Genomic DNA, 13,047 nt, shown 5'->3' on the forward strand with positions numbered 1-13,047 from the left:
GCCTTCCAACCCACAATGGCACCACATTCCAAGTGTGGGAGCGGGCTTGCCCGCGAAGGCGCCGGATCAATCACTGCAACACTCAAGTCGGACAGGTTTCCTTGCCGTGATCCAGGCCCTGCTTGTAGCTGTGGCTCTGCAGGCTGGCCTTGCCGTTGTGCCAGGTCAGGGTCAGCACGTACAGCGAGTCATAATCACCGGACGCCCAGTCATCGGTGATCTGCTGCTTCTCGCCCACCGCTTTGCCGGCGACCTTGTTGATCAGTTCCGGCAGGTAGCCGTGAGACCACGCGGTGTAGATGGTCGAGTTGTGGTACTTGTCCTCGAGCAGCTCGCGGGCCAGGTCGCTGGTGTCGTTGGCGGAAAACTCGATGTTCACCGGCAGGCCCAGTTTGATCGCGGCGGGGCTGATGGTCATCAACGGGCGAATGTAGCTGTAGGAGTTGTCCAGTTCGCCTTCCTCGACATTGCGCGTCGGGTTGGCGGCGAACACGTAGTCGGCCTTGCCGAACTTCTCCGGCAGCAGCGTCGACAGATCAATGGCGCGGTTCAGGCCCTGGCAGTTGAGCTGACCCAGGCCGCCGGCCGGTTTCTCTGCGTGACGCAGGAACACCAGGGTCTGGGTGCCGTCCACCGGTTGCGCGCGGCTTTCGCTGGATTCAAGCGACAGGAACAGCGCACTGGCGGCCAGCAGGGCGGGAAGGGTCACGCACGCGCGGTGTTTGAAGCGTTTGGCGAATCTCAAAAGGTTCGTCATCTATAAGGTTCTTCAACGTATTCGGTTAAGGCTGACAAACCTCTGCACCACGGGCTCCCGGCGCCGGGGTGGTTTCCATGTCGTGAAGCGCGTCCATTGCAAAAGGACTAGCTCAGAGTCCCCAAGGCCGTTTTGGTTCGATTGAACCGGTGCGCGGCACTTTAGCGGCCGTGGCAAACGGCTTGGGCGCAGGTTAGCGACAGGATGTTGCGGATTTAAGTAAACCGCCCCGGCTCGCTTAAAACATCCCGAGCCAGAGCGGGCGATCATGGATTATGCTCGGGCCTTTAATTTGTGACTGGATGCTTCCCATGACTGATCTGTCCGCGTTCCCGATCAATAACAAATGGCCCGCGCAATACCCAGACTGGATTCAGCTCTATTCCCTGCCGACCCCCAACGGCGTCAAGGTTTCGATCATGCTCGAAGAGATCGGCCTGCCTTACGAGCCGCACCGCGTCGGATTCGACACCAATGACCAGATGTCCCCCGAGTTCCTGTCGCTGAACCCGAACAACAAGATCCCGGCGATCCTCGACCCTCACGGTCCGGACGACAAACCGCTGCCGCTGTTCGAGTCCGGCGCGATCCTGATTTATCTGGCGGACAAAAGCGGTCAGTTGCTGGCCCAGGAAGGCGCGCTGCGCTACGAAACCATTGCCTGGCTGATGTTCCAGATGGGCGGCATCGGCCCGATGTTCGGTCAGCTCGGTTTCTTCAACAAATTCGCCGGCAAGGATTACGAAGACAAGCGTCCGCGTGATCGCTACGTCGAGGAAAGCAAACGCTTGCTCAAAGTCCTCGACGGCCGCCTGGAAGGACGCGACTGGATCATGGGCGAGCGCTACACCATCGCTGACATCGCGACGTTCCCGTGGGTACGCAACCTGATCGGTTTCTACGAGGCCGGTGATCTGGTCGGGATCAAGAACTTCCCCAACGTGACCCGGGTGCTGGAGCGCTTCCTGGCGCGGCCGGCAGTGGTGAAGGGGTTGACCATTCCTTCGTAATCTCGGCCGCTACACATCCTCTGGCAAACCGAAACCCTGGCGGGCGTGAGCGTGCTCCCACCAGGGTTTTTGATTATTGCGCAGCCGGTAATGCACTCTTGATTGATCCAGGTTTGTACGCCAATGCCTGCAAGGCATAAGCTGCGCCCCCTACGACTTTCGTCTCGTCCGCCGTTTTTCAGGAAAGGCCCCATGTCCAGTCAGTTCCCCGAAGCACGTCCACGCCGTCTGCGCCGCAATGCGAGCCTGCGCAGCCTGTTCCAGGAAACCGAGTTCACCCTCAACGATCTGGTGCTGCCGATTTTCGTCGAAGAAGAGATCGACGATTTCGTGCCGATCAAGAGCATGCCCGGCGTGATGCGCATTCCCGAGCGCAAGCTGGCCAGCGAAATCGAGCGTTATGCCCGGGCCGGGATCAAGTCGGTGATGACCTTCGGCGTGTCCCATCATCTGGACGGCAACGGCAGCGACACCTGGCGGGAAAACGGGCTGGTGTCGCGCATGTCGCGGATCGCCAAGGATGCGGTGCCGGAGATGATCGTGATGTCCGACACCTGCTTCTGCGAGTACACCGATCACGGTCACTGCGGCGTGATGCACAACCATGAGGTCGATAACGACCAGACCCTGATCAACCTCGGCAAACAGGCCGTGGCGGCGGCCCGTGCCGGTGCCGATGTGATCGCCCCGTCGGCGGCGATGGACGGCCAGGTGCAGGCGATTCGCCGGGCGCTGGACGAGGCCGGATTCACCCAGACCGCGATCATGGCCTATTCGACCAAATTCGCTTCGGCGCTTTATGGGCCGTTCCGCGAAGCCGGCGGCAGCGCGCTCAAGGGCGATCGCAAAAGCTACCAGATGAACCCGATGAACCGCCGCGAAGCCCTGCGAGAATCCTTGCTCGACGAGCAGGAAGGCGCCGACGCGCTGATGGTCAAACCGGCCGGCGCGTACCTGGACATCATCCGCGACATCCGCGAGGCCTCGAACCTGCCGCTGTCGGCGTATCAGGTCAGCGGCGAGTACGCGATGATCAAGTTCGGTGCCCAGGCCGGCGCCATCGACGAAGATCGCGTGGTGCGCGAAAGCCTCGGCGCGATCAAACGCGCGGGTGCGGACCTGATCTTCACCTACTTTGCGATGGACCTGGCCCTGGCCGGCATCTGACAGCGCCACACAACCTTGTGGGTGTCAGGGGCAGGCAAAGAACGGCCTGATCCCGTGATCCCGGAAATAGCGCTCGATCACCTTCGGATCGGCGCTGTTGTCGGCAATCGCCACATAGGTGTCCGGGCGCAACAGGTAGAAACCGTTGCGCCCCAGTCCTGCCGTTTCAAACGCCGGGCGCCAGTCGAACACATGCAGCGGCAGATGATGCTCGTGGCACCAGGCGATCATCTCGTCGCTGGTGTCGCCGTACACATGCACCTGCCAGCACGGTTGGCGCAGCGGTTCGTAGTTGTCGCCTTCACCGTCATGCGCCCAGGGCAAACGGTCGCCGCCGTGGACATGGCCGGCCACTCCCTGACTGAGCGTCATGCCCCGATAGTTGAGGGTGACCTGTGAAATGGTGCGGAACAGAAACTCGCGGCTCGCCTCGAACGAGGCCAGTTTCGGGATCAGGAACGGCGCCAGACGCGTGCGCAACAGGTCGGCCATGCGCCCGTCGGCGGTGACGAACGTGAACACCTTGTCGGTGGTGGACACCAGCCGCCGGGCGAAGGCGATGCGTTCGGTTTCATAGGTGTCGAGCAGTTTGGCCGTGGCGCCGCCGCTGAGCACGGCGGCGAGTTTCCAGGCCAGATTGATCGCGTCACCGATCCCGGTGTTCATTCCCTGGCCGCCGGCAGGGCTGTGGACGTGCGCCGCATCGCCGAGCAAGAACGCCCGGCCGCTGCGAAAGTGATCCGCCACCCGATGATGCACGCGGTAGGTGGAGAACCAGTTGACCTCTTCGATATGGATTTTCAGGTGTTCGATGGCACGGCTGCTGACATCGGCGAATTGCAGGGTTTCGGCGCGCTGCGCACGCTCGTCGCGGACGGTGCCGATCAGCCGCGCGCGGCCTTCGCCGGCCAGTGGAAACACCGCGAGAAAGTCCGCTTCGTCCAGATCCACATGCAAATCACCATTGAGCGGCGGGCCGCTGGCCTGGACATCCGCCACGTAGAAAATCTGCTGGTAGGTGCCGCCGGGAAAACCGGTGTCGAGGGTTTTGCGTACCACCGAGCGGGCGCCGTCGCATCCCGCCAGGTAGCAGGCCTGACAGACTTCCTGACGACCGTCCGGCAAGCGCAGGTGGGCGGTCAGGCCGTCGCCGCTTTCCTCGAAACTTTCCAGTTCGGTGTTGCGTTCGACCACCACATCGTAGTCTTCCAGGCGCTCGATCAGCAGGCGTTCGTGTTGGTCCTGCGGGTAGATTTCGACGAATGAATAGGCGGTCAGGCCTTCGCCGATGCGGTTCAGGGGCAATTGCGCGACCTGTTTGCCCTTGACCCAGAAATTCGCCGCCGCCACCCGATGGCCGTTGCGTACCACCGTTTCGGCCAGATCCAGTTGGCGGTACAGCTCCAGCGTCCGCGCCTGCACCGCCAGCGCCCGGGAAGTCGTACCGGGCGCGGAGGTCTTGTCGATGATGCGCACGCGCACGCCCAGTTTGCTCAGCCACAGGGCCAGCACCAGTCCGGTGGGACCTGCGCCGATGATCAATACATCGCTGCGGTTCATGGCCTGTCCTCCTTTTGGTGTGCAGCAAGTATGGATCAGACGGCGCGGGCGGCCAGTCCATCGGACAGGCGAAAAAAAAGCCCCCGGGGCGGTTAAGCGGCGGGGGCTTCTGATCTGGCGCTTTAGAAGTCGATGGTCCCCGACAGCTTCGCCACCCGTGGTTCGCCCTGGGTGAGGTAGCCACCGAGGGCCGATTCCCAGTATTTCTCGTTGGTCAGGTTGTCCACGCCCAGGCGCACGGTGACGTCTTTCTGCTCAACCTTGAAGGCGTAGCGCGCACCGGCGTCGAAGCGGTTCCAGGTCGGCAGGCTCAGGTTGTTCGCCGCGTCGGCGTATTGGCCGCCGGTGCGCAGCATCCGTGCATCCAGGGCGACGCCTTGCAGACCCGGTACGTCCCAGTCCACGCCAGCGTTGAACTGGAAGGTCGGCACGCCGATCGCACGGTTGCCGTCGTTGGCGCCGTTCTGGGTTTTCTTCAGCTCGGTGTCCATCAGGGTCAGACCGCTGATCAGGCGCAGGCCTTCGATCGGCTCGCCGAACACGTTCATTTCCACGCCTTTGTTGATCTGCTTGCCTTCACGCACGTACTGCGCGGTGGTGGCGTCGATGACCTGGGTGTAACCGTCGCTCGGCTGCTCGATGCGGTACACGCCGAGGCTCGCGCCGTAGGTGCCCATGTCGAGTTTCACGCCTGCCTCAAGCTGCTTGGAGCGTGCCGGAGCGTAGGCTTCGTTGCCGTTGACCACCACGCGTCCGCCGGCCGAAGTCGGCGAGGTCGGGCCTTGTGCCAGGCCTTCGATGCGGTTGGCGTAGAACGACACGTGTTCCCACGGCTTGAAGACGATGCCGTATACCGGGGTGGTGATCGATTCGTCGTAGGCCGACTTGCGGCTGCCGCTGCCGTAACTGGCGTAGTTGTAGCCCTGGACGACCATCTGCTGACGACGCAGACCGACGGTCACCAGCAGGCGATCGTCGAAGAAACCGAGGGTGTCGGACACCGCGCCGCTGCGCACGAAGGTCTTGCCGGTGATGCCTGGATCGTTCAAGTCACCGCCGGAGAAGTTGCCGGTCGGCGATGGGGTTTCCAGCGGATGGTAGATGTTGTTGGCGTACTTGGTCAGGTCGAAATCGTAGGCGCTGCGCTGTTCAGTCCAGATCCCGGCGAGGCCGAAGTTCAGCTTGTGGCTGACCGGACCGGTCAGGAAGCGGCCATTGAGGCCGGCCATGGCGCTGGTGTTGTCTTCATCGTGGGGGATGAACGAGCCGGTGGTGGTCGCGTTGCCGAGGTTGTCGGTCAGGGTCGTCGAGTTATAGCGACCGACTTCACGGGTGTGCTTGGCACCGCCAGCGGCATAAGCGGTCCAGTTGTCGTTGAGGTCGTACTCGGCGCGGAGCATGCCGAAGGTGTCTTCGATGTCGGTGAAACCCCATTTCGGCGCGTAGTTGATGTCGGCCGACGGCGCGTCCGGGATTTTGGTCGCGGTGCCGAGGAACACCGAGTTGCGGCCGCCATTCACCCGTTGCTTCTGGTAGGCGAAGTCGCCGGAAATCCGCAGCGCGTCACCCCGGTAGTCGAGGCCGATGGCGAACAGTTTCGAGCGCTGGTTCTCGTGGTCGATGCCGGTATCGCCTTCGCGTTGAGCGAGGTTGATCCGTGCGCCGAAGCGGTTGTCTTCGCCGAAACGCTGGCCGATGTCCAGGTGCTGACCGAGACGGCCCTCGCTGTTGATGTCGGTGGTGAAGCGGCGCAGCGGCACGTCGCCGGCACGCTTGGGTTGCAGGTTGACGCCACCGCCGATGCCGGAGCCGGTCGGGGTCACACCGTTGATGAAGGCGTTCGGGCCTTTGAACACTTCCACGCGCTCCAGGGCGTCGGTGGAAATGATCTGCCGTGGCAAGACGCCGTACAGGCCGTTGTAGGAAATATCATCGCCGTTGAGCGGCAGGCCACGAATCACGAAGACTTGTGCCTGGTTGGCATAGCCGACGGCCTGGCGTACGGAGGAGTCATTGAGTAGCACGTCACCGACGGTTTCGGCCTGCTGATCCTGGATCAGTTGTTCGGTGTACGAGGCGACGCTGAACGGCACGTCCATCATGTCCTGATTGCCCAGTACGCCCAATTGGCCGCCGCGTGCGACCTGTCCGCCGGCAAACACCGGGGGCAGGGCGTTGCTCGGTGTCGGGGCCTGGGCGTTGATGTTGACGTTGTCCAGCACCAGTTCCTGGCCGGCGCCTTCGGTGGCGGCGTGGGCAGTGACGGTCAGGGAGCACAGTAGGGCGAGCAGCGTCGGACGGAAAGGCACGTTGGATCGGGCAGGAGCGAACATTCAAGGTTCCTGATGGCGCGCGGCCAATGAGAAAAAATAGGGCAGCGCGGGAACTCCTTGCGCAAATGCGACTCCAGGCGCAAATGCTAAGTGTTCTCAGTAACGTTTTGCAATCTCTTTGTCATCACTCTGTTGGTGGAGGGCGCTTGTGGGCAGTCGCAAGGAACAGCTCTGGCTCGCGGGAGTCCTAGCCTGCGCGGCACCATTGATCGTATGGTGACCCCGGCTCAACGGACTGCAATGGAGCATCAATGCACACCTCTCGATTACTGATCAGCCTCGCCGCACTGTTGGCCCTGGCCGGGTGCGCCGGCCAACGCAGTGGCGAACCCGCGCCGCGTGCGCCCGCCGAGGTCAAGGCGCAGATCGTGCGGCTGATGCCGGCGAAGGCTGCGGATCGCCAGGGTTGGGCCACCGACATCTACGCCGCGTTCGCCGCGCAGAACATCAGCCCGACCACGCAGAACCTGTGTTCGGTGCTGGCCGTCGCCGAGCAGGAATCGACCTTTCAGGCCGATCCGACGGTGCCGGGGCTGGGCAAGATCGCCCGCGACGAAATCGACCGCCGCGCCGCCAAGGTGCATATCCCCAGCCTGCTGGTCAGCGGTGCGTTGCAAGTGCGTTCGTCGAACGGCAAGACCTACAGCGAACGCCTGAGCGCGGCGCGCAGCGAAAAGGAATTGAGCGCGATCTTCGATGACTTCATCGGCATGGTGCCGATGGGGCGCACGCTGTTTGGCGGGTTCAACCCGGTGCATACCGGCGGGCCGATGCAGGTCAGCATCGAATTCGCCGAACAGCACGCCAAGGATTATCCCTATCCGGTGGACGGCACGATCCGCCGGGAAGTGTTCAGCCGTCGCGGCGGCCTGTATTTCGGTATCGCCCATTTGCTGGGTTATCCGGTGAGTTATCGCGAGCCGCTGTACCGATTCGCCGACTTCAACGCCGGTTGGTACGCCAGCCGCAACGCCGCGTTCCAGAATGCCGTCAGCCGTGCCTCGGGAATCCCGTTGGCGCTCGACGGCGACCTGATTCGTTATGACTCGATCATGCCCGGTAGCACCGAACTGGCGGTGCGAACCCTGGGCAAATCATTGGGCATGCGCAATCCGAGCATTCGCGATCAACTGGAGAAGGGCAAAACCCTGGCATTCGAAGACACCCGACTCTACAAGCGAGTGTTCGAGTTGGCCGAGCAGGCCGAGGGCAAGTCATTGCCGCGTGCGGTACTGCCGGGGATCGTCCTGCAAAGCCCGAAAATCACCCGCAAACTGACCACCGCCTGGTTCGCCAAACGGGTGGACGAGCGCTACCGGCGTTGCATGGCCAAGGACTGATGAGGCAAAAAAAGACGTAAAAAACCCGGCTGACGGGAGCCGGGTTTTTTCTGGGTTGCTGCGGTAAAGCCATTCATTCAGGCAACGCGGCGATCGATCAGACGGTCCGAGCCACCTTCGGCGACGCGACGTTCCAGCAGACGATCCGAACCACCTTCAGCGACGCGGCGTTCCAGCAGACGATCCGAGCCACCTTCAGCGACGCGGCGATCGATCAGACGGTCCGAGCCACCTTCGGCGACGCGGCGTTCCAGCAGACGATCCGAGCCACCTTCAGCCACGCGACGTTCCAGCAGACGATCCGAGCCACCTTCAGCCACGCGACGTTCCAGCAGACGATCCGAGCCACCTTCGGCGACGCGACGTTCCAGCAGACGATCCGAACCGCCTTCGGCAACGCGGCTTTCAATCAGGCGATCCGAGCCACCTTCGGCGACAACCGGTTGGGTGGAAGTTGCGGCAAAAGCGTTAACTGCAAAAAGCGAGAAAGCGATGCTGAGGAGGGTTTGGCGTTTCATGATCGTGTGCTCCGGGGTGTTTTGGTTGGTATGGAGCAGATGTTACGCCCGGGATTTTTTATGAGAACTTCATTGCCATGATTGTGAACATCGATGGCAATGATGGTTTATCGGCGAGCCCTGCGTCGGGGGTGATAAAGACTCACCTCGTCAGTTGGCGCGGCCCCGACTCCTGTTAATGGGCTACAACTGATAGAGCGCCGGGCGGGACCGCGCGAATCGCCGCAGCGGTCGGCAGCCAATCGAGGGGGACACATGTATCAACTTTACGGGCACAGGAATTCAGGTGCGGCGGCCATCGAGGCGGCGCTTGAGCTGTGCCAGATTCCGTACCGTTTCATCGATATCGAAGTTTCCACCGAGGCCGCCGAGGCGCTGGCCAGACTCAACCCGCTGAAACAGATCCCGACCCTGCAACTGCCCGATGGCAGCGCGATTACCGAGAGCGCGGCGATCCTGATCCACCTCGGTCTGAGCTTTCCTGAATCCGGACTGCTGCCGGCCCGCGCCGCCGAGCGCGACCAGGCCATTCGCGGCATGGTGTATATCGTCAGCAATTGCTACGCGGCCATAGGCGTCATCGACTATCCCGAGCGCTGGCTGGTGATGCCGGATGAGGCATCGCGGCAAAACCTCATGGCTGGCGCCCGCGAGCGGCTGTATTGGACCTGGGAAGTGTTCTCCGACCAGTTCTCCGCCAAGTTGTATTTGGGCGACGAGACGCCGGGAGCGCTTGATGTGCTAGCGGCGGTGGTGACGCGCTGGGCCGGCACCCGTGAACACCTGCGCCAGACCCGCCCCGGTTTCCACGCCTGGTTGCAGCGCATCGACCAGCATCCGGTGCTGGCGCCGGTGTTTGCCCGGCACTGGCCTACCTGAACAGCCCAACAACTCGGCGGGAGCCGGTTTGCAGGCTCACTCCCCGCGAATGTACTGTTCCAGTTGCTTGATCAGTTCTGCCTGTTCGGCAATCGCTTCCTTGACCAGGTCGCCGATCGACAGCAGGCCGAGCAGTTTTCCGTCTTCGACCACCGGCAAGTGACGCAGGCGCTTGTCGGACATGATGCTCAGGCAGGTGTCGACGGTTTGGCGGGAGTCGACGGTAATCACCGGCGACACCATGATGTCGCGTACCGGCGTGCCCACCGACGAGCGGCCGTGGAGCACCAGTTTGCGCGCGTAATCGCGTTCACTGATGATGCCCACCACTTCGTCGTTTTCCACCACCAGCAGGGCACCGACGTTCTTCTCGGCCATTTTCATCAGCGCCTCGAGCACCATATGACCGGGCTGGATCTGGTGTACTTCCTGATTCTTCTGATCTTTGAGCTTGAGCAGTTGGGCGACGGTCTTCATGGCGGTTACTCAGGTGTTGTCGTTGTTCTTGAAGCATCGTAGACGCTGGCCCTGAGAGCAAGGCCGCAAAACGGCAGATAACACGCAAAAAACGTCATTTGGCCGAATAATTGCCGGGCGTGGCCCTTTTTGGGGTGACGGCGTCAGCTCCCGCGCCTTGCACGAGGCAGCGTAGAATGCCTGCCTGATTCAATTTTTGAGGTTGCAGTGGTGGATTTACCGCAGGGCTTCGTCCTGACCCGGCATTGGCGCGATACCCCGGCCGGCACCGAAGTCGAGTTCTGGCTGGCGACCGACGCCGGGCCGCAGCGCGTGCGCTTGCCGCACCAGCCGTCGGTGGCGTTCATCCCGGCGCAGCAGCGCGAGCAGGCCGAGCGCGTGCTGGCCGATGAAAAGAACGTCGAACTGCGCCCCCTGGCCCTGCAGGATTTCGAGCATCGCCCGGTGCTCGGTCTGTATTGCCAGCAACACGGCCAATTGATGCGCCTGGAAACCGCGCTCAACCGCGCCGGTGTCGAGGTCTTCGAAGCTGACGTGCGACCGCCGGAGCGCTACTTGATGGAGCGTTTCATCACCGCCCCGGTCAGCTTCCATGGCACCCCGGATGGCGACGGCACGCTGATCGACGCCCATCTCAAGCCCGCGCCCGGCTATCGGCCGAGCCTGCGCCTGGTCTCGCTGGACATCGAAACCACCGAGCAGGGCGAGTTGTACTCCATCGCCCTGGAAGGTTGCGGCGAGCGTCAGGTGTATATGCTCGGCGCGCCGAATGGCGACGCCAGCATCGTCGACTTCGACCTTGAATACTGCGACTCGCGCACCCTGATCCTGAAGAAACTCAACGACTGGTTCGCCCGCCACGATCCTGATGCGATCATCGGCTGGAACCTCGTGCAATTCGACCTGCGCGTCCTGCATGAACACGCCCGGCGCCTCGGCGTGCCGCTCAAGCTCGGGCGTGGCGGGGAAGAGATGCAGTGGCGCGAGCACGGCAGCCGCACGCACTACTTCGCTTCGGCGGCCGGTCGGCTGATTATCGATGGCATCGAATCGCTGCGTTCGGCGACCTGGAGCTTTCCCTCGTTCAGCCTGGAAAACGTCGCCCAGACCTTGCTCGGCGAAGGCAAGTCCATCGACAACCCGTACCAGCGCATGGACGAAATCAACCGCATGTTCGCCGAGGACAAACCGGCGCTGGCCAAATACAACCTCAAGGACTGCGAGCTGGTCACGCGGATCTTCGCCAAGACCGAACTGCTGACCTTCCTCCTGGAGCGCGCCAGCGTCACCGGATTGCCGGCCGATCGCAGCGGCGGTTCGGTGGCGGCATTCACCCACCTCTACATGCCGCTGATGCACCGTCAGGGCTTCGTCGCGCCGAACCTGGGCAGCAAACCGGCCCAGGCCAGCCCCGGCGGATTTGTCATGGACTCGCAGCCGGGACTCTACGAGTCGGTGCTGGTGCTCGACTACAAGAGCCTTTATCCGTCGATTATCCGCACGTTCCTGATCGACCCGGTGGGCCTGATCGAAGGCTTGCAGCACCCCGACGACGCCGATTCGGTGCCGGGCTTTCGCGGCGCGCGGTTCTCCCGCACCCGGCATTGCCTGCCGTCCATCGTTGCGCGGGTCGCCGAAGGCCGCGAGACCGCCAAGCGCGAGCACAACGCGCCGTTGTCCCAGGCGCTGAAAATCATCATGAACGCCTTCTACGGCGTGCTCGGTTCCAGCGGTTGCCGTTTCTTCGATACGCGACTGGCCTCCTCGATCACCCTGCGCGGCCACGAAATCATGCTGCGCACCCGGCAGTTGATCGAAGCCCAGGGCCATGCGGTGATCTATGGCGACACCGACTCGACGTTCGTCTGGCTGCGTCGTCCCCACGGTCAGGAAGAAGCGGCGACGATCGGCCATGCGCTGGTCAAGCACGTCAACGACTGGTGGCGCGCCCATGTGCGTGACGAGTACGGACTGGAAAGCGCCCTCGAACTGCAATTCGAAACCCACTACAAGCGCTTCCTGATGCCAACCATTCGCGGCGCGGAGGAGGGCAGCAAGAAACGTTACGCCGGTCTGGTGACGCGCGCCGATGGCAGCGAAGAAATGGTCTACAAAGGTCTGGAAACGGTGCGCACCGACTGGTCCCTGCTGGCCCGGCAGTTCCAGCAGGAGTTGTACCAGCGGATCTTCCAGCGCAAGCCCTATCAGGATTACGTGCGCGACTACGTGAACAAGACCCTGGCCGGTGAGTTCGATGATCGGCTGGTGTACCGCAAGCGCCTGCGTCGTACCCTCGACGACTACGAGCGTAACGTACCGCCTCATGTGCGCGCCGCGCGGCTGGCCGATGATTACAACGCGCAGCACGGGCGTCCCCGGCAATACCAGAACGGCGGCTGGATCAGCTACGTCATCACCCTGGCCGGCCCGGAACCGCTGGAGGCGCGACGCGCGGCCATCGATTACGACCACTACATCACCCGGCAACTGCAACCGGTGGCGGATGCGATCCTGCCGTTCGTCGACGACGATTTCTCAACCCTGATTGGGGGGCAACTGGGCCTGTTTTGAGTCCAGCAACTGCAACGTCCATTCGTCCTCGATGCCGTGGAAATAGCGCTCCAGGGCCTGATGGAACAGGCTGTCGTCGGCGCTGAACTGGGCGAACAGGGTGAGAGACGAATGGAATTTCAGGTCGTCGGGGTGGCCGAAAATCTCAGCCACCGAACGCTGGCGCACATTCAGCACCAGCTGCGTGCAGGTGCGTAGCCGGGCGCCGAGCCGTTCGTGGGCCAGATAGGCCCGGGCCTCGGCGGCGGAGCCGATGGCGAAGCGCCGGGACATTTCGCTGCCGCCGAGTCCGGCGAATTGCGGGAAGACAAACCACATCCAGTGGCTGCGCTTGCGCCCTTCGTCCAGTTCCCGCTGGACCCGTTCGAACACCGGGTCCTGGGCCTGGACGAAGCGTTGCAGGTTGAACGGATCGTACTGATCAGTACTTCTCAT

11 protein-coding genes are annotated in these 13,047 nt (G+C 62.6%); 5 read left to right on the plus strand and 6 right to left on the minus strand.

Features of this window, described 5'->3' with window-relative positions; all coding sequences use genetic code 11:
- Nucleotides 1-82: 82 nt before the first annotated feature.
- Complete coding sequence (locus tag N8H74_RS24870) at nt 83-757, minus strand: histidine phosphatase family protein (RefSeq protein ID WP_217831680.1); 675 nt, start codon at nt 755-757, stop codon at nt 83-85.
- Nucleotides 758-1,068: 311 nt separating this feature from the next.
- Between N8H74_RS24870 and N8H74_RS24875 the strand changes: the two genes are divergently transcribed.
- Both N8H74_RS24875 and hemB read left to right on the plus strand, forming a co-directional pair.
- Nucleotides 1,069-1,767: a glutathione binding-like protein gene (locus tag N8H74_RS24875; protein ID WP_217831681.1), complete on the plus strand. Its 699-nt coding sequence runs from the start codon at nt 1,069-1,071 to the stop codon at nt 1,765-1,767.
- Between the two features lie 192 nt (nt 1,768-1,959).
- Nucleotides 1,960-2,934 (plus strand): porphobilinogen synthase, encoded by a 975-nt coding sequence (gene hemB / locus N8H74_RS24880; RefSeq protein WP_217831682.1) that lies wholly within the window; start codon nt 1,960-1,962, stop codon nt 2,932-2,934.
- 24 nt (nt 2,935-2,958) lie between these two features.
- Here hemB and N8H74_RS24885 read toward each other — a convergent pair whose 3' ends face one another.
- Both N8H74_RS24885 and N8H74_RS24890 read right to left on the minus strand, forming a co-directional pair.
- On the minus strand, nt 2,959-4,494 hold the full coding sequence (locus N8H74_RS24885; protein ID WP_217831683.1) for an FAD-dependent oxidoreductase: 1,536 nt from the start codon (nt 4,492-4,494) through the stop codon (nt 2,959-2,961).
- 122 nt (nt 4,495-4,616) lie between these two features.
- Nucleotides 4,617-6,827, minus strand: a complete 2,211-nt coding sequence (locus N8H74_RS24890; protein ID WP_262151067.1) for a TonB-dependent siderophore receptor — start codon at nt 6,825-6,827, stop codon at nt 4,617-4,619.
- Nucleotides 6,828-7,078: 251 nt separating this feature from the next.
- Here N8H74_RS24890 and N8H74_RS24895 point away from each other — a divergent pair, with 251 nt between their 5' ends.
- Nucleotides 7,079-8,167 carry a DUF1615 domain-containing protein gene (locus tag N8H74_RS24895; RefSeq protein ID WP_262151069.1) on the plus strand — a complete coding sequence of 363 codons (1,089 nt, stop codon included), beginning with the start codon at nt 7,079-7,081 and terminating at the stop codon, nt 8,165-8,167.
- Nucleotides 8,168-8,244: 77 nt separating this feature from the next.
- Here the strand turns inward: N8H74_RS24895 and N8H74_RS24900 are convergent, their stop codons facing one another.
- Entirely contained in the window at nt 8,245-8,685 is a 441-nt protein-coding gene (locus tag N8H74_RS24900) for a phage infection protein (RefSeq protein ID WP_262151071.1), read from the minus strand.
- A gap of 255 nt (nt 8,686-8,940) precedes the next feature.
- On the opposite strand from N8H74_RS24900, the gene N8H74_RS24905 reads away from it, so the two are divergent.
- On the plus strand, nt 8,941-9,564 hold the full coding sequence (locus N8H74_RS24905) for a glutathione S-transferase (RefSeq protein ID WP_262151074.1): 624 nt from the start codon (nt 8,941-8,943) through the stop codon (nt 9,562-9,564).
- A gap of 36 nt (nt 9,565-9,600) precedes the next feature.
- On the opposite strand, the gene N8H74_RS24910 is transcribed toward N8H74_RS24905, so the two are convergent.
- Nucleotides 9,601-10,041, minus strand: coding sequence for a CBS domain-containing protein (locus tag N8H74_RS24910; RefSeq protein ID WP_262151076.1), 441 nt, complete (start codon nt 10,039-10,041; stop codon nt 9,601-9,603).
- 210 nt (nt 10,042-10,251) lie between these two features.
- Between N8H74_RS24910 and N8H74_RS24915 the strand changes: the two genes are divergently transcribed.
- Nucleotides 10,252-12,612, plus strand: coding sequence for a DNA polymerase II (locus tag N8H74_RS24915; protein WP_262151079.1), 2,361 nt, complete (start codon nt 10,252-10,254; stop codon nt 12,610-12,612).
- Here N8H74_RS24915 and N8H74_RS24920 read toward each other — a convergent pair.
- The gene (locus tag N8H74_RS24920) at nt 12,577-13,047 is read right to left on the minus strand and encodes a DUF1810 domain-containing protein (RefSeq protein ID WP_217831690.1); all 471 of its coding nucleotides are present in this window, start codon (nt 13,045-13,047) and stop codon (nt 12,577-12,579) included. The two genes, N8H74_RS24915 and N8H74_RS24920, sit on opposite strands and share 36 nt — an antisense overlap.

The sequence above is a fragment of the Pseudomonas sp. B2M1-30 genome, assembly GCF_025447575.1.
In the GTDB taxonomy this organism is placed as follows: domain Bacteria; phylum Pseudomonadota; class Gammaproteobacteria; order Pseudomonadales; family Pseudomonadaceae; genus Aquipseudomonas; species Aquipseudomonas botevensis.

Excerpts from the sequence above, each read along its gene's own strand:
- N8H74_RS24870 (WP_217831680.1), bottom strand. The coding sequence starts at position 757 with ATGACGAACCTTTTGAGATTCGCCAAACGCTTCAAACACCGCGCGTGC.
- N8H74_RS24875 (WP_217831681.1), top strand. The coding sequence starts at position 1,069 with ATGACTGATCTGTCCGCGTTCCCGATCAATAACAAATGGCCCGCGCAA.
- hemB (WP_217831682.1), top strand. The coding sequence starts at position 1,960 with ATGTCCAGTCAGTTCCCCGAAGCACGTCCACGCCGTCTGCGCCGCAAT.
- N8H74_RS24885 (WP_217831683.1), bottom strand. The coding sequence starts at position 4,494 with ATGAACCGCAGCGATGTATTGATCATCGGCGCAGGTCCCACCGGACTG.
- N8H74_RS24890 (WP_262151067.1), bottom strand. The coding sequence starts at position 6,827 with ATGTTCGCTCCTGCCCGATCCAACGTGCCTTTCCGTCCGACGCTGCTC.
- N8H74_RS24895 (WP_262151069.1), top strand. The coding sequence starts at position 7,079 with ATGCACACCTCTCGATTACTGATCAGCCTCGCCGCACTGTTGGCCCTG.
- N8H74_RS24900 (WP_262151071.1), bottom strand. The coding sequence starts at position 8,685 with ATGAAACGCCAAACCCTCCTCAGCATCGCTTTCTCGCTTTTTGCAGTT.
- N8H74_RS24905 (WP_262151074.1), top strand. The coding sequence starts at position 8,941 with ATGTATCAACTTTACGGGCACAGGAATTCAGGTGCGGCGGCCATCGAG.
- N8H74_RS24910 (WP_262151076.1), bottom strand. The coding sequence starts at position 10,041 with ATGAAGACCGTCGCCCAACTGCTCAAGCTCAAAGATCAGAAGAATCAG.
- N8H74_RS24920 (WP_217831690.1), bottom strand. The coding sequence starts at position 13,047 with ATGAGAAGTACTGATCAGTACGATCCGTTCAACCTGCAACGCTTCGTC.